Origin of the sequence: Micromonospora sp. BQ11 (genome assembly GCF_052068135.1) — a bacterium.
In the GTDB taxonomy this organism is placed as follows: Bacteria; Actinomycetota; Actinomycetes; order Mycobacteriales; family Micromonosporaceae; genus Micromonospora.
Genome location: NZ_JBQHDB010000003.1, coordinates 33,421 through 50,396 on the forward strand (window position 1 = coordinate 33,421; position 16,976 = coordinate 50,396).

15 protein-coding genes are annotated in these 16,976 nt (G+C 73.4%); 4 read left to right on the forward strand and 11 right to left on the reverse strand.

Annotated elements, in window-relative coordinates:
- Window positions 1-3 precede the first annotated feature (3 nt).
- Genes ACTMSW_RS07315 through ACTMSW_RS07325 form a run of 3 tightly spaced genes read right to left on the reverse strand, consistent with a single transcriptional unit; the run spans window position 4 to window position 2,791 of the window.
- A complete protein-coding gene (locus ACTMSW_RS07315; RefSeq protein WP_441179727.1) occupies window positions 4-945 on the reverse strand; it encodes an ABC transporter permease in 942 nt (313 codons plus the stop codon).
- Entirely contained in the window at window positions 942-2,078 is a 1,137-nt protein-coding gene (locus ACTMSW_RS07320; RefSeq protein ID WP_441179728.1) for a hypothetical protein, read from the reverse strand. Before ACTMSW_RS07320 ends, ACTMSW_RS07315 begins: the two co-directional genes overlap by 4 nt.
- Window positions 2,075-2,791, reverse strand: a complete 717-nt coding sequence (locus ACTMSW_RS07325) for a GntR family transcriptional regulator (protein WP_441179729.1) — start codon at window positions 2,789-2,791, stop codon at window positions 2,075-2,077. Before ACTMSW_RS07325 ends, ACTMSW_RS07320 begins: the two co-directional genes overlap by 4 nt.
- Before the next feature lie 102 nt (window positions 2,792-2,893).
- Here ACTMSW_RS07325 and ACTMSW_RS07330 point away from each other — a divergent pair, with 102 nt between their 5' ends.
- Entirely contained in the window at window positions 2,894-4,348 is a 1,455-nt protein-coding gene (locus ACTMSW_RS07330; protein WP_441179730.1) for an aldehyde dehydrogenase (NADP(+)), read from the forward strand.
- Here the strand turns inward: ACTMSW_RS07330 and ACTMSW_RS07335 are convergent.
- Window positions 4,338-4,799 (reverse strand): hypothetical protein, encoded by a 462-nt coding sequence (locus ACTMSW_RS07335; RefSeq protein WP_441179731.1) that lies wholly within the window; start codon window positions 4,797-4,799, stop codon window positions 4,338-4,340. The genes ACTMSW_RS07330 and ACTMSW_RS07335 overlap by 11 nt on opposite strands.
- A 174-nt stretch (window positions 4,800-4,973) precedes the next feature.
- Between ACTMSW_RS07335 and ACTMSW_RS07340 the strand changes: the two genes are divergently transcribed.
- Window positions 4,974-8,441: a ThuA domain-containing protein gene (locus ACTMSW_RS07340; RefSeq protein ID WP_441179732.1), complete on the forward strand. Its 3,468-nt coding sequence runs from the start codon at window positions 4,974-4,976 to the stop codon at window positions 8,439-8,441.
- A gap of 110 nt (window positions 8,442-8,551) precedes the next feature.
- On the opposite strand, the gene ACTMSW_RS07345 is transcribed toward ACTMSW_RS07340, so the two are convergent.
- Entirely contained in the window at window positions 8,552-9,160 is a 609-nt protein-coding gene (locus ACTMSW_RS07345; RefSeq protein ID WP_441179733.1) for a class I SAM-dependent methyltransferase, read from the reverse strand.
- A 109-nt stretch (window positions 9,161-9,269) separates the two neighbouring features.
- Here ACTMSW_RS07345 and ACTMSW_RS07350 point away from each other — a divergent pair, with 109 nt between their 5' ends.
- Complete coding sequence (locus ACTMSW_RS07350) at window positions 9,270-9,890, forward strand: YdeI/OmpD-associated family protein (protein WP_441179734.1); 621 nt, start codon at window positions 9,270-9,272, stop codon at window positions 9,888-9,890.
- A 46-nt stretch (window positions 9,891-9,936) separates the two neighbouring features.
- Here the strand turns inward: ACTMSW_RS07350 and ACTMSW_RS07355 are convergent, their stop codons facing one another.
- Together ACTMSW_RS07355 and ACTMSW_RS07360 are read right to left on the reverse strand one after the other, a co-directional pair.
- Window positions 9,937-11,418 carry a gluconokinase gene (locus ACTMSW_RS07355; RefSeq protein ID WP_441179735.1) on the reverse strand — a complete coding sequence of 494 codons (1,482 nt, stop codon included), beginning with the start codon at window positions 11,416-11,418 and terminating at the stop codon, window positions 9,937-9,939.
- A 94-nt stretch (window positions 11,419-11,512) separates the two neighbouring features.
- Window positions 11,513-11,953: a hypothetical protein gene (locus ACTMSW_RS07360; RefSeq protein WP_441179736.1), complete on the reverse strand. Its 441-nt coding sequence runs from the start codon at window positions 11,951-11,953 to the stop codon at window positions 11,513-11,515.
- A 162-nt stretch (window positions 11,954-12,115) separates the two neighbouring features.
- On the opposite strand from ACTMSW_RS07360, the gene ACTMSW_RS07365 reads away from it, so the two are divergent.
- On the forward strand, window positions 12,116-12,403 hold the full coding sequence (locus ACTMSW_RS07365; protein WP_441179737.1) for a hypothetical protein: 288 nt from the start codon (window positions 12,116-12,118) through the stop codon (window positions 12,401-12,403).
- Window positions 12,404-12,516: 113 nt separating this feature from the next.
- On the opposite strand, the gene ACTMSW_RS07370 is transcribed toward ACTMSW_RS07365, so the two are convergent.
- The 4 genes from ACTMSW_RS07370 to ACTMSW_RS07385 form a co-directional block, all read right to left on the reverse strand.
- On the reverse strand, window positions 12,517-13,719 hold the full coding sequence (locus tag ACTMSW_RS07370) for a hypothetical protein (RefSeq protein ID WP_441179738.1): 1,203 nt from the start codon (window positions 13,717-13,719) through the stop codon (window positions 12,517-12,519).
- A complete protein-coding gene (locus ACTMSW_RS07375) occupies window positions 13,712-14,533 on the reverse strand; it encodes a sugar phosphate isomerase/epimerase family protein (RefSeq protein WP_441179739.1) in 822 nt (273 codons plus the stop codon). Before ACTMSW_RS07375 ends, ACTMSW_RS07370 begins: the two co-directional genes overlap by 8 nt.
- Before the next feature lie 116 nt (window positions 14,534-14,649).
- Window positions 14,650-15,810, reverse strand: a complete 1,161-nt coding sequence (locus ACTMSW_RS07380; RefSeq protein WP_441179740.1) for a dihydrodipicolinate synthase family protein — start codon at window positions 15,808-15,810, stop codon at window positions 14,650-14,652.
- Complete coding sequence (locus ACTMSW_RS07385) at window positions 15,807-16,958, reverse strand: Gfo/Idh/MocA family protein (RefSeq protein WP_441179741.1); 1,152 nt, start codon at window positions 16,956-16,958, stop codon at window positions 15,807-15,809. The genes ACTMSW_RS07380 and ACTMSW_RS07385 overlap by 4 nt, the downstream gene beginning before the upstream one ends.
- Window positions 16,959-16,976: the final 18 nt, after the last annotated feature.

Here is a 16,976-nt window from a genome sequence, read left to right on the forward strand (position 1 = left end):
CTCTCAGTACGTGATGCGCGGGTCGAGCCAGGCGTAGACCACGTCGGTGACGAGGTTGACCAGCAGGACGAAGGTGACGACGACGAGCACGGCGCCCTGCACGACGGGCAGGTCGCGGCTGAAGATGCCGTTGACGATCAGCGTTCCCATGCCGGGCAGGGTGAAGATCGTCTCGGTGACGACGGTGGCGCTCATCAGGGCGCCGATCTGGAGCGCGGTGACGGTCACCACCGGCACCATGGCGTTGCGCAGGGCGTACACGGTGACGACGCGACGCCGGCGCAGGCCGGTCGCCTCGGCGGTGCGGATGTAGTCCTCACCGAGCGCCGCGAGCAGTGACCCCCGGGTCTGCCGCAGCACCACCGCGACGACCGTGGAGCCGACGACGACCGCCGGCAGCACCATCCGGACCAGGTTGCCGGCCGGGTCCTCGGTGAACGGCACGTACCCGGACGGCGGCACCCACCGCAGCCAGACCGCGAAGACGCCGATCAGCAGCGCGGCGAGGTAGAAGTGCGGGGTGGACAGGGCCAGCACGCCCAGGCCGGTGAGCACCGAGTCGGTGGCCGTACGCCGGCGCACGGCCGCGAGGACACCGGCCGGGATGCCGAGGGCGACCGCGAGGAGCAGGGCGATGAGGCCCAGTTCCACGGTGGCCGGGAGCCGGTCGACGATCACCGTGGCGACCGGCTCGTCGGTCAGCCAGGAGCGGCCCAGGTCGCCGGTGAGCACCCCGCCGATCCAGTCGACGAACTGCCGCCACAGCGGGGCGTCGAGGCCGAGGTCGGCACGGAGTGCGGCCCGGTCGGCCGCGCTGGCCTCCTGACCGAGGATCTCGGTGGTCGGGTCGCCGGGCAGCAGGCGCAGCAGCAGGAACAGCACCACGGACACCACGGCCAGCACGGGCACGAGCTGGGCGACGCGGCGGACCAGGTATCCGGTCATCCGGCCCGCACCTCCTCCCGGTCGGGCACGGCGCGACGCAGCCAGGCGAGGCGGTCGGCCGGCATCAGGTCATAGGCGTACAGGGCGAGGGCGTCGGCGCCGGCCGTCCGCGCGGCGGCGTACGCCGCCTCCGGTGGGTGGGCGCCGTTCCACGCCCCGGTGAGGGTGGCCGCCCACGGGCGGGCCGCTTCGAGGTCGGCGGCGAGGGCGGCGGCGTCGCCGTGCAGGTCGGACACGGTCAGCGCGCCGGTGAGCGCCCCCAGCGCGGCGAGGTCGCCGCCGGCCTTGCCGTCGGTGGCGTACGGGTCGGCGGTGACCCGCAGTGACGCCGGTGTGCCGTCGGCGGCCTGGACGGCCGCGGCGACAAGCCGGCGGACCACGCCCGAGCGCACGGCGAGCACCGTGTCGTGCAGCGCGCGGCCGAGTACGGCGACGGCGTCCTCGGCGAGGATGGGCGCGGCCGGGCGGGGCGCGGCGAGCTGGTTCTCCAGCGCGGCACGGATCCGTCCCCGCAGCTCGGCCGGGTCGACGCCGTCGGCGGCGAGGACGGTGGCGCAGCCCGGGCAGAGGCAGAGCGAGAGCAGCCAGCGGTCCACCGGGCGCAGGGGGACGCCGATCTTCTCGTGCGCGCCCTGGTGGGCCCAGCCCAGGTAGCCGAACGCCTCCAGGTCCAGCCCGGTCACGCCGGGCACGGCGGCGGCCCCGCTCACCAGGGCGGCGGCGTGGTCCACCACCTCGGGTCGGGAGGGGCAGAGAGCGTGCCGGTAGCGGTGGTCGAAGGCGTTGCGCAGCGCCAGGTCGGGGTGTGCGGTGGCCAGCGCCGACTGGTGCAGCCCGACCAGCCAGGCACTCACCTCGATCCCGACGGCCCGTAGCACGGTGGCGGTCTCGCCGGCGAGGTCCGCCACGACGGCCGGCCGGAGCGGGCCGGGCAGCGGGGGCACGGGGGCGAACCACAGGCCGCCGTCGAGGTCGGCCACCGACGCCGGCGCACTCGTGCTGAGCAGCCAGCGACCACTGTGGTACGCGAAGGCGAGCCGCACCCGGTCGACGCCCGCCCCGGCCAGCCGGGCGGCCTGCCCGGCCGCATCCGTCCGGAACGACACCGGGTGGGCGTACATCTCGGTCCTCATCGACCGGCCTGTTCGTCGAGAGCGGCGATCAGGTTGGTCAGGGCGTTCTCGATGTGGGCGCGGGTGAGGCGCTCGGCCAGCTCGGCGTCGCCGCTCTCGGCCGCGTCGAGCATCGCCTCGTGCTCGGCGGACTCCTGCTCGAAGGTGGCCCGCAGCCGCCACCCGGCGGTGGCGACGAACGCGGTGAGGTCCTGGAGCTGGTCGAGGAAGCCGCAGAGGAACGGGTTGCCGCAGACCAGGTACAGCTCGCGGTGGAAGCGCCGGTTGGCGATGCCGAGCCCGGCGGTCTCGCCGGTGCCGACCAGCACCGCGGCGTCGGCGAGCGCGGCGCGGGCGGCGGCGAACGAGCCGGCGCCCGCGGAGGCCAGCCGGACGGCGGCCGGCTCGACCGAGGCGCGGGCGGTGTAGAGCTGCCGCACCGTGCCGGCGTCGATGCGCCGCACGCTGACGCCCTGGTAGGCGTTGATCTCGACGAGGCCGCTGGAGTGCAGCTGCTTGAGCGCCTCGCGAACGGGGGTCTTGGAGACGCCGAGCATCTCGGCGAGCTCCCGTTCCACCAGCGGCCGCCCGGGAGCGAGGGTGCCGTCCAGGATGGCGCGGCGCAGGGCGTCGCGGACCCGGTCGGCGCGCGAGGCCGGCTGCTCCAGGGAGAGCGCGGCGGTGGTCGGCGGCTCGGCGCCGTCCACTGTGGGGTTGAGGGGCGATCGCGGCATGGCAGTATCGTGGTATACCACGATGGTCATCGACAAGACCTTCGACGAACTTTCTTCATCCCGTGCTGACCGCCCCGTCATCCCCGCGTAACAGGAGCAGCCGTGATCACCACCCCCTCCCCCGCCGCCACCAGTACGACCACGGTGGACGTCGCCGTGTCCGCGGCGGTCGCCGTCGTGCCCGCCCTCGCGTCGACCGCCGCGCGCGCCGACCTGCTGCGGGCCGCCGCCGGCGCACTGGAGGCCGCCGGCGCCGAGATCGTCGCCCTGGCCGACGAGGAGACCCATCTCGGACCGACCCGGCTCACCGGCGAGCTGGCCCGCACCGTCGGGCAGTTGCGCCTGTTCGCCGAGGCCGTCGACGAGGGATCGTTCCTGGACGTCACCGTCGACCACGCCGACCCGGCCGCGACCCCCGTGCCCCGACCCGACGTACGCCGGATGATGGTGCCGATCGGGCCGGTCGCGGTCTTCGCGGCGAGCAACTTCCCCCTGGCCTTCTCCGTCGCCGGCGGGGACACGGCCTCCGCTCTCGCCGCCGGCTGCCCGGTGGTGGTCAAGGCGCACGAGGGCCACCCCCGCCTGTCCGACCTGGTCGGCCGGATCCTCGCCGAGGTGCTGCCGGCCGGCGCCGTCACCGTGCTGCACGGCCGGGAGGCCGGCCGGGAACTGGTCCGCCACCCGGCGGTGCGCGCGGTCGGCTTCACCGGCTCCGAGGCGGGCGGACGGGCCCTGTTCGACCTCGCCGCGTCCCGGCCGGACCCCATCCCCTTCTACGGCGAGCTGGGCTCGGTCAACCCGGTGGTCGTCACCCCGGCCGCCGTGGCCACCCGGGGCGCGGACGTCGCGCGAGGGTACGTGGGCTCCTTCACCCTCGGGCTCGGGCAGTTCTGCACGAAGCCCGGTCTGCTGTTCCTGCCCACCGGGCACGGCCTGGAAGGCGTCCTGACCGAGGCCGCCACCCGGGTGCCCGCCGGCCCGCTGCTGGGTGACTGGATCCGCGCCGGCTTCGACGCGGCGCTCGCGGACCTGGTCGCTCTGCCGGGTGTCCGGGCGCTGCTGCCGCCCCGGCCCGGCTCGGGCGCGACCGGCGCACCCGCACTGCTCACCATGTCCGCACAGGAGTTCCGGGTCACGCCCGAGGCCGCCCGGGAGTGCTTCGGTCCGGCCTCGCTGATCGTCGAGTACGCCGACGACACCGAGCTGCTGGCCGCGCTCGCCACCGTGCCGGGCGCGCTGACCACCGGCGTGCACGCCGAGCGGGGCCGGGACACCGAACTGGTCCGCGCGGTGCTCGACCTGGCCGTCGCACGCTCCGGACGGGTGGTCTTCAACGGCTGGCCGACCGGGGTCGCGGTCACCTGGGCGATGCACCACGGCGGCCCGTGGCCGGCGACCACCGCCGCGCTGCACACCAGCGTGGGGGTCGCCGCCGTCCGCCGGTTCCTCCGCCCGGTCGCCTGGCAGGACGTACCCGACGAGCTGCTGCCCGAGGCCCTGCGCGAGGGCAACCCGCTCGGGCTGCCGCGTCGCGTCGACGGGGTCCTCACCGGGTGACCGGCTCCTCCCCGACGGGCAGGTGGGAGCGCAGGGCGGCGAACTCGGCGACGGTCAGGTAGGACGGGTTGGCCGCCATCGGCTGCCGGAACACCTCCGCCCCGGCCAGCCGCGCGTCGGCCCGCAGCAGCTCCCGGCGAACGCGCAGGGGCTCGTCGAGGACGGTCAGGTCCAGCGGCACCGTCCACGCGGCACCCGGCTCCCCCTCGACGGGCGCCCCGGTCACCCGGCCGATGCCCCACACCCCGTACGGCAGCCGGCCCCGGCTGCCACTGGCCCAGAACACGACCGGCTGTCCGGCCCGCATCAGGCGGGACCGGTAGCCGGGCCGTACGCACCAGGAGTCGATCCGCGGATCGCGCGCGAAGCGGTCCGCGAGATCGACGCGGTCCGCGTTGCCCTTGATCAGCCATGCGCCGAGGTCCTCGACGCTCACCCGCCGGTCGGTCACCGGCCCATCCTCGCGCACGTCGGCGGGGCGCCGCCCGTGCCGTCCCGCATCCACTCAGGAAAACGCTTACCCGAAGCTATTGACGACCGCGAGTTCGTGTCGCTAGTTTGGTGCGGCCGGCGAGAAAGCGCTTTCCACCCCCGCCTGATCGACTCCATCGACAGGGAGCGCCACATGACCCGACGCCACCTCCGGGCGTTCTGCCTCGCCCTGCTCTCCGTGGTCACCGTCCTGGCCACCACGTCCGTCCCCGCCCAGGCCGCGCCCCGCTTCCGCGTCCTGGTCTTCTCCAAGGTCACGAACTTCTACCACTCGTCCATCCCCGCCGGGAAGACCGCCATCCAGAAGCTCGGTACGGACCACAACTTCGAGGTGGTCGTCACCGACGACGCGGCGGCGTTCACCGACGCCAACCTCGCGGGGTTCGACGCCCTGGTCTTCAACAACACCAACTCGTTGCCCACCTCGGGCGACCTGCTCAACGCCAGTCAACGGGCCGCGTTCCAGAAGTTCATCCGGGACGGCGGCGGCTGGGTCGGCCTGCACGCGGCCTCGGCCAGCGAACGCGACTGGACCTGGTACGAGGGCCTGGTCGGCACCATCTTCGACTACCACCCGGACTTCTCCTCGACCGGCGGCGTGTACCCGGGCCGGATCAAGGTCCTGGACCGGGCGCACCCCTCCACGAAGAACCTGCCGGAGCTCTGGGAGCGCAGCGAGGAGTGGTACAACTGGAAGACCAATCCCACCGGTAACGTGCACACCCTCGCCCAGATCAAGGTCCGCGACGGCATCAACGGCCTGGACGAGGGCGTCGACCACCCGTACTCCTGGTGCCACCGCTACGACGGCGGCCGGTCCTGGTACACCGCCGGCGGGCACAGCAGCTCCTCGTTCAGCGAACCGTCGTTCCTGGAGCACCTGCGGTACGGCATCGAGTGGGCGGCCGGCGCGGCCGCCGGCGACTGCGGGGCCACCGAGACCAGCAACTTCGAGCGCGTCGGCCTGGTCACCGAGAACCTCGCCGACCCGTTCGAGCTGGCCGTCGCGCCGGACCGGAAGGTCTACTTCATCCAGCGCACCGGCGCCCTGAAGGTGGTCAACCAGGACACGCTCCAGACCACCACGCTGCTCGACTTCGCCTACACCTCCGCCATGACCGACCAGTCCGACGGCCTGATCGGCATGACGCTGGATCGCAACTTCGCCACCAACGGGTGGGTCTACCTGCTCTGGTCGGACAAGACCCTCAAGCAGCTCAACCTCTCCCGCTTCACGGTGGCGAACAACGCGGTGGCGATGTCGTCGGAGAAGCGCCTGCTGACGATCCCCACCTTCCGGGGTGAGGGCCGGGCCAACTCGCACATGGGCGGCTCGCTGGCGATGGACCCGTCCGGCCGGCTGTACGCGGCGATCGGTGACAACACCGACCCGTTCCAGTCCAGCGGGTACACCCCGATCGACGAGCGCGCGGGGCGCGCCGCCTACGACGCGCAGGCGACCGCCGGCAACACCAACGATCTGCGCGGCAAGATCCTCCGGATCACCCCGCAGGCCGACGGCACGTACACGATCCCCACCGGCAACCTGTTCCCGGTCGGCACCGCGAAGACCCGGCCGGAGATCTACGCCATGGGCATGCGCAACCCGTTCCGGATCACCGTCGACCCGCTGACCAGCGCGGTGCTGGTCGGGGACTACGGGCCGGACGCCCGCTCCGCCGACGCCAACCGGGGTCCGGAGGGGACGGTCGAGTTCAACCGGATCACCTCCGCCGGCAACTACGGCTGGCCGTACTGCGTCGGCAACAACATCCCCTTCAACGACTACAACTTCGCCACCAGCACCTCCGGGGCGAAGTTCAACTGCGCGGCGCCGGTCAACAACTCCCCCAACAACACCGGCCTGACCAACCTGCCGGCGTCGAAGTCGGCGCTGGTCTGGTACGCGTACTCCGCCTCCACCCAGTTCCCGGAGGTGGGCACCGGCGGTGGCGGCCCGATGAGCGGTCCGGTCTACGACTACGACCCGAACAACACCCGGGCCACCAAGTTCCCGGAGTACTACGAGGGCAAGTGGTTCGTCTACGAACTCACCCGCAAGTGGTTCAAGACGCTGTCGGTGCACAAGACCGCCCAGACCTTCACCAACGCCCGCTTCGGTGCCACGAACGTCGGCGACCTCCAGTCCATCAACGGGGTCCTCGGAGGCATGTCCTGGATCCAGCCCTTCGAGGCGGAGTTCGGGCCGGACGGCTCGCTCTACGTCATCGACTTCGGTGAGGGCACCGGCAGCGGCCGGGGCGGCAGCAACAACGGCGCCGGCATCTACCGCATCGACTACGTCGCCAACGGCCGCCCGCCGACGGCGAAGATCGCGGCGAACAAGGACAGCGGCCCCGCGCCGCTGGCGGTGACCTTCTCCTCGGCCGGGTCGGCCGCCGGGGACGGCTCCTCGCTCACCTACGCCTGGGACTTCACCAACGACGGCACGACCGACTCCACGGCGGCCAACCCGAGCTTCACGTACAACAGCGCGGGGAAGTTCACCGCCAGGCTGACCGTCCGCAACAGCGGCAACGGGCTGACCGCCACGGCGGTGACCGACATCGTGGTCGGCAACACCCGGCCCACCGTCACGATCAACGTTCCCGACGGCGGGTTCTTCGACTTCGGCGACAAGATCCCGTACACGGTGACGGTCACCGACCCGGAGGACAGCACCATCGACTGCACCAAGGTGGTCGTGCAGACCCAGCTCGGCCACGACTCGCACGCCCACCCGCTGGACAACTACACCGGCTGCACCGGGGTGCTCAACACGGAGGCCGACGCCGGTGACGGCCACGGTCCGGGGCAGAACCTCTACACGGTGGTGACCGCCCAGTACACCGACGGCGGCGGCTCCGGCGGTGCCCCGGCACTGATCGGGTCCACCCGGTCACAGCTGCAGCCGAAGAGCAAGGAGGCCGAGCACCTCAGCTCCTCCTCCGGGGTGACGGTGTTCGACCGCCCCACGGCCAAGGCCGGCAAGCGGATCGGCGACATCGACCACAACGAGTGGGTCGCGTACGGGCCGGTGAACCTCAAGAACATCAGCTCGGTGACGGTGGGCGCGTCCTCCGCCGGCACCGGCGGTGACGTCGAGTTCCGGGTCGGCTCGCCCACCGGGACGCTGCTCGGCAAGGCCACCATCAGCCCGACCGGGAGCTTCGACAACGTGGTCTCCCCCACGGTGGCGCTGACCAACAAGCCGACCACCACGTTCACGCTCTACGTGAAGTTCGTCAACGCGGCACAGCCGACCAGCGGCACCCCGGACCTGATGGCCTTCGACTGGATGCGCTTCAACGGCTCCGGCGTCAAGCAGGAGCCCGGCGGAACACTGTCGGCGTCGGCCACTCCGGCGACGGGTACCGCACCGCTGTCGGTGAACCTGACCGCCACGGCCACGGCCGGATCGGGCCAGACCATCACCGACTACTCGTGGGACTTCGGCGACAACAGCGCCGTCGTCCACGGGGCCACGCTCAGCTCGACCAGTCACTCGTACGCCCGCAAGGGGACCTTCACCGCCCGGGTGACGGTCACCTACAGCACCGGTGAGACCCGCTCGACCAACCTGACGGTCACCGTCAGCTGACCGAGCGCACTGCGACACGGCGGGCGGGGACCTGTTCCCCGCCCGCCGTGGCCCGTCTCGTGAACGGCCGCGTCCGCCGATGTGGACGCGACGCGGCTCGCCGACCCGGCTCACCGTCCGGTCGTGATCGCCGCGATGGCGGCGTATGGCCGTTGCGTGCCGTCGCCGGGCCGCTGCAGGCGCTCGACCTCCGTGAAGCCGGCTCGCGCCAGTCGCTCGGAGAACTCGTCGGCGGGCCAGCGATAGGCGGTCACGACCTTGTGGTCGAAGGCGGCGACCTCGGCACCGACGAAGAAGCCCACCACCAACGTTCCGGCCGGGGCCATGACCCGTCGGAACTCGGCGAGCACGCCGTCGAGATCTGGCGGTGGCAGGTGGATCAACGAGCCCCAGGCCAGGATGCCGGCGATGGAGTGGTCGGCGACGGCGAGACCTTCCATCGCCCCGAGCTGATAGTCGCCGTGCGGGTGGGCTGCCCGCGCATGGGCGATGAACTCGGGAACCATGTCGATTCCCGTCGCGCTGACGCCGAGCGAGCGAAGGTGTTCGGTGATATGGCCCGGCCCACAGCCCAGATCGAGCACCGTGCCAGGTCGGCCCGCCAGATGGTGCCCGATGAAGGCGAGGTCGTCGGCGTGTACCCGCTGTGGTGTACCGAACAGCTCGATGTAGAGCTCCGCGACGGACGCGTACGCCTGCCGGACCTGCTCCCGGTTCATCACGCGACTCTACAGGCTCTCGGGCGACGTCAGGCCGGAGGCCGGCGCGGTGACGCGTCCATTCTCGCCGTGCCCACCGCGCCGACGGCGCGGCGATAGCCTTCCCGTCATGACGAGCGCCGAACTGGATGAGTTGATCGTCGCGGACGCCGAGGCGCTGCGCGCGTGGTTGTCGGCCAACCACGCCACCTCCCCCGGTGTCTGGCTCGCCCTGACCAGGAAGGGCGGCACCGTCACGACGCTGACCTGGCAGCAGGCGGTCGACGAGGCCCTGTGTTTCGGCTGGATCGACGGACAGGCCCGGAAACGGGACCAGGAGAGCTCGTGGATCCGGTTCACCCCCCGGAGGCCCCGCAGTTCCTGGTCGCAACGCAACGTCACCCACGTGGCCCGCCTGGAGGCGCAGGGGCGGATGCTGGCCCCGGGCCGCGCCGCGGTGGAAGCCGCGAAGGCGGACGGGCGCTGGGCGGCCGCCTACGCCCCGCCGTCGGAGGCCGAGGTGCCGGCCGACCTCCTCGCCGCCATCGCCGCCGACCCCGCCGCCCAGGCCATGTTCGACGTCCTCACCAAGACCAACCGGTTCGCCCTCATCCACCGCGTCAACGCCGTCAAACGGGCGGAGACCCGCGAGCGGAAGATTGGCGAGTTCGTCGCCATGCTGGCCCGGCACGAGACGATCTACCCGCAGAAGGCCAAGCCTTCGACCTCGCCGTCCTCGGCATCCTCATGATCACGTGGACGTCGCTCCCGTGCCGGCGGAGGAACCGCCTCGGCTCTCAGCCGCGCACGAGCGCGTCGTACGCCGTGGCGAACCGGGCGCGCCGTCCCGCGTAGTGCTCGACGTGTGCGGGCCGGGGCTCGTACGTCGCTCCGGTGCTCCGGGGGGCGCGCGGGACGTCCGGTGCCAGCACGTCGAGCGCGAGCAGCGCCGTGCCACGCTGCGTGGCGCGCCGCCGGGCCACGTGCATGACGGGCCGCCCGAGCACGTCCGCGAGGATCTGGAGCCATTCAGGGTGGTCGTTGCTGACCCGTCCCGCCGCCGCGACCTCCAGGACCCCCGGGGCGGCCGGGTGCAGCTCGTCGGCGACACGCGCGTAGGTCAGGGCCACGCCCTCGACGATCCCGCGGAACAGGGCGTCGGCGTCCGTGGCCGCCGACACCCCGTCGAGCACGGCGCGCGCCCCGCCGACCCAGCCCGGCGCGCGTTCCCCGGTGAGGTACGGCAACACCAGCGGCGTGGCATCGCTCGGCGGCGCGGTGAGGGCGACCGCGAGCGCCGGGCTGAGGCGCAACGTGCTCTGCGCCCAGCTGACGGCGCGACCGACGTCGTTGATCGCCCCACCGAGCAGGGTGCGTCCCGCGTCGACCCGGTAGTTCCACAATCCGAACGGTAGGGGGTCGGCCGGGGCGTCGAGCAGCACCCGCAGCGCGCCACTGGTGGCTGTCGCGGCGGTGAGCACCGTGGCGTCGGTCGCCCCGGCCCCGATGGTGCTGGCGAGGCCGTCGGTGATGACGGGGAACCACACGGCCCGCGCGAGGGCGGGCCAGCGCGCCGGTGCCGCCGACGGTGCCGGCTCGGTCATGTCCCGCGGCGGGGAGAGCTGTCCGGGTCCGATGCCCGCGGCAGCGAGCAGCTCGGCGTCGAGCTCGCCCGTGCGACGGTCGAGCAGGCCGGTCCACGCCACCGTGGACGTTCCGGCGAGCGGGTGCCCGACCAGCCGAGCCAGGACGTACTCGCCCAGGGACCACCAGAGGACGGCCTGGGCGACGACGCGCGGCTGCGCGGCCGCGAGCCAGCGCAGGCGCGGGGCGTGATAGCTGGTGTGCAGGCGGGTGCCGGTGCGCTGCTGCGCCGCCTGCTCGTCGAGCTCCTCCCGCAGCGCCGTGACCGCGTCGGCGCTGCGGGAGTCGGCGTAGGTCAGGCACGGGGTGAGCGCGCGTCCGGCCGCGTCGACCGCGATCAGCGAGGCGGCGAAGGTGTCCATCGCCACGCCGGCGATGCGAGTCCCCAGCCGCGGGTCCCCGGTCACCGCGTCGAGGACCTGCTCGACCTCCGCGGTCACCTGATCGGGGTCGATCACCGAGGTGCCGTCGGGCGCGACCGTGAAGGCGTGCGGAACCTTGTACTGCAGGCCGTGGATCCGCCGACCCGACGCGTCGTGCACGCCACCGCGGGTGGCGGTGGACCCGATGTCCAGCGCGAGGACCAGCGGGTCCACCGCCGAGGCGAGGGCGACGTCGTCGTCGGTCCGGGTCATCGCAGTCCTCGTCGTCGGCGGCGCGGGTCTCCGGCAACCCTAGCCAACCGTGGGTGCCCCGGCTTGGCGACGGCCCGCCGATCAGGGCCAGCGGTCAGCGGCGGCCGGTGGCCAGGGCGACGAGGTACTGCCCGCCGCCCGCGTCGACGCTTGCGGTCACCGGCAGTCCGGGCACCAGCCGGGAGAACCGGTCGACCAGCCAGTCCGCCGCCTCCTGGGCGTCCTTCCTGCTCGGGCAGCGGGCGACCAGCTCGCGGCCCCCCTTGCGCTCGAGTCGCTCGGCGACGGTGATCAGCGGTGCGGGCTCCACCACGTGCAGACGGTCCGGCCAGGCGATGACCACCTTGACCGCGCCCTTGCGGGTGTTGCAGGCACGGTGCGCGAGTCGCTCGACGACCTTGGCCTTCCTGTCGGCGGTGCGGCTGTCGACGCTGGGACCACGCGGGTCGTTCACCGACATGTCGGCGTCGACCGGCTCGTCGCACACCCAGCATCGCCAACTGTCACGCCTCGCGACGTCTTCGAGGAGACTCATCCGAGCAAACTAGCCTGTCGACCCCCGGTCGACGACAGCTCCGGGCGGGCGAGCGTGGCCGGTCCGCAGAAAGGTGGCAGGCGATCGCTCTCCGCGCCGTCCGCGTCACGGGTCAGTTGCGGATGGCGCGAACGAGCGCGGTCCGGGATAGCCTTGGGGCATATGGCTACCTATCGCAGCGCCTCAGTGCTTCTCTCCTCCGACGGCACCCGGACCCCCGGCACCGCCGCGCTCTTCGCCGAGCCCGCCCGCAAGGGTGGAACCCCGCCGTGGGCGGGCGACTTCCGACCTGCCAACAGCGCCGGCAACGGCCCTAAGAACGCGGTCGGGAAGACCTTCACGTTGGAGCTGCCCGACGGCAGCACCGGCAAGGTCGTGGTCCAGGGCCTCAAGCGCGGGAAGGGAGGCGTCGTGCTGGCGTTGATGGGCGAGGACGCACCTCCCTTCTGATCGGGAGGCCGACCGCCGCCGAGACCACCGGCTGGAAACAGCCGGTGTACGACCCTGCCCATCGGTAGCTGCCGCGCCGCGCAACCCGCAGGAGCCGGGAACACCGGACCGGGTCATGCGCGCCGGTACGTATGCCGGATCACGGTGAGCAGGGCCGCCAGCGCCAGGCCGAGCAGCGGCGCGAGCGTCACGCCGGCGGCCGTGGCGACCACCGCGACGACCCCCGGCGGCACCCAGCACCACGCCGGCACCCGGCGCGGTGCACGACCCCGGCGGCGCGCCGCCGCCTCGGCCGCCATCGGCACCACGAGCACGGGCAGGGCGGCGGCCAGCAGGGTCAGCCAGGACAGCAGCGACCGGTCGAACCGGGCCACCGCCAGCAGCCCGCCGAGCAGGGCGACGGTGGCCGTCGCGGCGGCGGGCGGCACCCGGGGCGCGAGGTCGCGTACGGCCAGGGCGCCCGAGTAGGTCGTGGTGAGCGCGGCGGCGAAGACGCCGACCGCGACGAAGAGGTTCCCCCACCCGGCCGCGCCACCGGCGCCGGCGAGGACGGCGACGACGTCGGCCGAGCCGGTACGCAGCCACAGTCCCGCCCCGGCCACCACGCCGAGCAGCGTCGGTACGACGAGCAGCCCCAGGCACCAGGCGAGGTCCCGCCGGCGGGCCAGCCCGACGCTGAAGTCGGGTGCGCGGACGGCGAACACGGCCACGTACCCGACCAGCGCGGCGGCGTCGGCGAACCCGCCGACGTCGGCGCGGACCGGGGCGGCCGGCGGTGGGAGCGTCACCAGGCACCACCCGACGAGCGTCACCGCGCTGAGGGTGGTGACCACGGCGACCCGGTTGCCGAACCGGGCGGGGGTCAGCGACACGGCGAGGACCAGGGCCTCCAGCAGCACCGGTCCCGCCCAACCGGGCAGGTGCGCGAGCGCGGCGAGCGACGCGCCGCCGAGGCCGACGTTGAAGCCGTTCCACCCGATCATGGACACGGCCAGCACCGCCGCGAGCAGGGTACGGGCAACCCTCCCGACGTACGCGGGCAGAGCACCGGTGAGCGGGCGACCGTCGCCGAGCGGCGGGCGCAGCCCGATGCGGCCCTGCCCCCAGAGCAGTGCCGTCATGAGGGCCGCCCCGACCAGCAGGCCGGCCACCGGCACCGCACCGCCGTGTCGGGCGGCCATCGCCGCTCCCAGTACCAGCGCGGCGGGGGCGGTGCCGATGCCGAGCCAGGCACCGACCGCCGCCGGCCACCGCCGCCCCGGACCGGCCATGAGGGTGGGGCCGGCCGGAGCGACGTTCGGAGGCGGCTCAGACAACGTGGCGCAGGTAGCCCGCGACGGAGGCGTCGAGGACCTCGCGCCCCGGCCGCGCCCACACCTCGGCGGAGAAGACCTCCACCTCGACCGGCCCGGTGTAGCCGGCCGCGTCGACCGCCGTCCGCAGGCGGCGTAGCTCGATGCAGCCGTCGCCGGGCAGCGCCCGGCCGAGCAGTACACCCTCGGGCAGCGGGGTCACCCAGTCGCAGACCTGGAACGCGGCGATCCGGGCGCCCGCGCGGGCGATCTGGGCGTACACCGTGTCGTCCCACCACACGTGGTACGCGTCGACGACGACGCCCACCACACCCGGGTCGAACATCTCGGCGATGTCGAGTGCCTGGCCCAGCGTGGCGACGACGCACCGGTCGGCGCAGAACATCGGGTGCAACGGCTCGATGGCGAGGGTCACCCCGGCCGCGGCGGCGTGCGGGGCCAGGTCGGCGATCGCGTCGGCGACCCGCTTCCGGGCGCCGTCGACGTCCCGGCTGTCCGGGGGCAGGCCGCCGGAGACGAGCACCAGCACCCCCGTGCCGAGCGTGGCGGCCTCCTCGATCGCCCGCAGGTTCTCGTCCCGCCAGCCGTCGGTGGTGAAGAAGCCGCCCCGGCACAGCGAGGTCACGGCCAGGCCGGCGTCGCGCACCAGCTTGGCCGCGCGGGTCAGCCCGTACTCGGCCACCGGCTCCCGCCACAGGCCGATCCCGGGCACCCCGGCGTCGGCGCACCCGGCGACCACGTCCTCCAGCGGCCAGTGCTTCGCCGTGGCCTGGTTGAAGGAGAACCTCCCCAGACCCGGCTCACTCCTCGCGCTCACTGGGCCGCTTTCCGTTCGCGACTGCGGGGCTCGCAGACCCGGCTCACTCCTCGCGCTCACTAGGCCGCTTTCCGTTCGCGACTGCGGGGCTCGCAGACCCGGCTCACTCCTCGCGCTCACTGGTCCACCCCCGCCGTGGCGAAGAACGCCCGCGCGCGGGCGGCGGCCAGCTCGGCGTCCGGCAGCAGACCGGCGGCGTCGGCGAGGGTGAGCAGGGTCGCCAGGTGCGCCGGCGAACGGCCGGACTGGAGACCCCCGACCATGGTGAAGTGGTCCTGGTGGCCGGTCAGCCAGGCCAGGAAGACGATGCCCGTCTTGTAGAACCAGGTGGGCGTCGCGAACAGGTGCCGGGCCAACGGCACGGTCGGCGCGAAGATCTCCTCGTACGCGGTCAGGTCGTCGCGGTCCAGCGCGGCCAGCGCGGCGGCGGCGGCCGGCGCGATCGCCGCGAACACCCCGAGCAGGGCGTCGGAGTGGCCCACCTCGTCGCCCCGGATCAGCTCCGGGTAGTGGAAGTCGTCGCCGGTGTAGAGGCGTACGCCCGCGGGCAGCCGGCGCCGCAGCGCCACCTCCCGGCCGGCGTCGAGCAGCGAGACCTTGATCCCGTCCACCCGCGACTCGTGCGCCTTGACCAGCTCGACGACCGTGTCGGCGGCCAGGTCCAGGTCGGTCGCACCCCAGTAGCCGGTCAGCGCCGGATCGAACATCGATCCGAGCCAGTGCAGCACGACCGGCCCGTCGGCGGCGGTGAGCAGCTCGTCGTACACCCGCAGGTAGTCCTCGGGCCCACGGGCCGCGGCGGCGAGGTGCCGGCTGCACATCAGCACCGGGCGGGCCCCGGCCTCCTGCACCTCGTCGAGCTGCTCGCGGTAGGCCCGGGTCACCTCGGCCAGGGTGGCCGGGCCGGCCGGAAGCTGGTCGGTGGCGACCCCGGCCACGATCCGTCCGCCCACCGCGCGGGCCTCGGCGGCGCTGCGCCGGATCAGCTCCCGGGTGGTCGGGTGGTCCAGGCCCATGCCCCGCTGCGCGGTGTCCATCGCCTCGGCGACCCCCAGGCCGTACGACCAGAGGTGCCGCCGGAAGGCCAGGGTGCGCTCCCAGTCGAGCACGGCCGCGGCGCCCGGGACGTTCTCGGCGCCCGGGTCGGCGACGACGTGCGCGGCGGCGTACGCGATCCGGCTGGCCGGCGGCCCGGCCGGGCGCGGGTGGCCGTCCCCGCCGCGCAGCCGGTGCCGGACTCCGCCGGGCAGCCGCACCTCGGCGGCGTGCGCGCTCACAGCTCCAGCTCCGGCACCTCGAGCCGACGACCCTCGCGCGCCGACCGCAGCCCCAGCTCGGCGAGCTGCACACCGCGCGCGCCGGCCAGGAAGTCCCAGCGGAACGGCTCCCCGTCGGCCACGTGCCGCAGGAACGCCTCCCACTGCACCTTGAAGCCGTTGTCGAAGTCGTCGTTGTCCGGCACCTCGGTCCACTGTGCCCGGAAGTCCTCGGTGACCGGCAGGTCCGGGTTCCACACCGGCTTCGGGGTGACCGCGCGGTGCTGCGTCCGGCAGGTACGCAGACCGGCCACCGCGCTGCCCTCGGTGCCGTCGACCTGGAACTCGACCAGTTCCTCGCGGTGCACCCGCACGCACCACGACGAGTTGAGCTGGGCGATCGCCCCACCGTCGAGTTCGAAGATCCCGTACGCGGCGTCGTCGGCGGTCGCGCGGTAGGTGCGGCCCGCCTCGTCGACGCGCTCCGGCACGTGCGTGGCGGTGACGCAGGAGACCGACCGCACCCGCCCGAACAGCTCCTCCAACACGTACTGCCAGTGCGGGAACATGTCGACGACGATGCCGCCGCCGTCCTCCGACCGGTAGTTCCAGGAGGGACGCTGGGCGGGTTGCCAGTCGCCCTCGAACACCCAGTAGCCGAACTCGCCGCGCACCGACAGGATCCGGCCGAAGAAGCCCCCGTCGATGAGGCGCTTGAGCTTGCGCAGTCCGGGCAGGAAGAGCTTGTCCTGGACCACGCCGGTCCGGACACCGGCGGCGCGGGCCGCACGGGCCAGGTCCAGCGCGCCGCCGGTCTCCTCGGCGAGGGGCTTCTCGGTGTAGACGTGCTTGCCGGCCTCCAGCGCGGCCCGGATCGCCTTCTCCCGCTGCTGGGTGACCTGGGCGTCGAAGTAGATCTCGACGTCCTCCCGGGCGAGGGCCCCGGTCAGGTCGGTGGTCCAGTCGTCCAGGCCGTGCCGCTCGGCGATCTCCCGGAGCTTGGTGGCGTTCCGCCCGACCAGCACCGGGTGCGGCCAGAGGGTCGTCCCGTCGGCCAGGGGGACGCCGCCCTGTTCACGGATGGCCAAAAGGGAGCGCACCAGGTGCTGGCGGTAGCCCATCCGGCCGGTGACTCCGTTGACGATGATGCCGATCGACCTGCGGGTCATGGTGTTCCTTCCGTCGTA

What these genes read in the sequence shown, in the direction of transcription:
- ACTMSW_RS07360 (WP_441179736.1), bottom strand. Translation starts at nt 11,953, where the DNA reads ATGAGTCTCCTCGAAGACGTCGCGAGGCGTGACAGTTGGCGATGCTGG.
- ACTMSW_RS07385 (WP_441179741.1), bottom strand. Translation starts at nt 16,958, where the DNA reads ATGACCCGCAGGTCGATCGGCATCATCGTCAACGGAGTCACCGGCCGG.
- ACTMSW_RS07355 (WP_441179735.1), bottom strand. Translation starts at nt 11,418, where the DNA reads ATGACCCGGACCGACGACGACGTCGCCCTCGCCTCGGCGGTGGACCCG.
- ACTMSW_RS07320 (WP_441179728.1), bottom strand. Translation starts at nt 2,078, where the DNA reads ATGAGGACCGAGATGTACGCCCACCCGGTGTCGTTCCGGACGGATGCG.
- ACTMSW_RS07350 (WP_441179734.1), top strand. Translation starts at nt 9,270, where the DNA reads ATGACGAGCGCCGAACTGGATGAGTTGATCGTCGCGGACGCCGAGGCG.
- ACTMSW_RS07345 (WP_441179733.1), bottom strand. Translation starts at nt 9,160, where the DNA reads ATGAACCGGGAGCAGGTCCGGCAGGCGTACGCGTCCGTCGCGGAGCTC.
- ACTMSW_RS07315 (WP_441179727.1), bottom strand. Translation starts at nt 945, where the DNA reads ATGACCGGATACCTGGTCCGCCGCGTCGCCCAGCTCGTGCCCGTGCTG.
- ACTMSW_RS07325 (WP_441179729.1), bottom strand. Translation starts at nt 2,791, where the DNA reads ATGCCGCGATCGCCCCTCAACCCCACAGTGGACGGCGCCGAGCCGCCG.
- ACTMSW_RS07340 (WP_441179732.1), top strand. Translation starts at nt 4,974, where the DNA reads ATGACCCGACGCCACCTCCGGGCGTTCTGCCTCGCCCTGCTCTCCGTG.
- ACTMSW_RS07365 (WP_441179737.1), top strand. Translation starts at nt 12,116, where the DNA reads ATGGCTACCTATCGCAGCGCCTCAGTGCTTCTCTCCTCCGACGGCACC.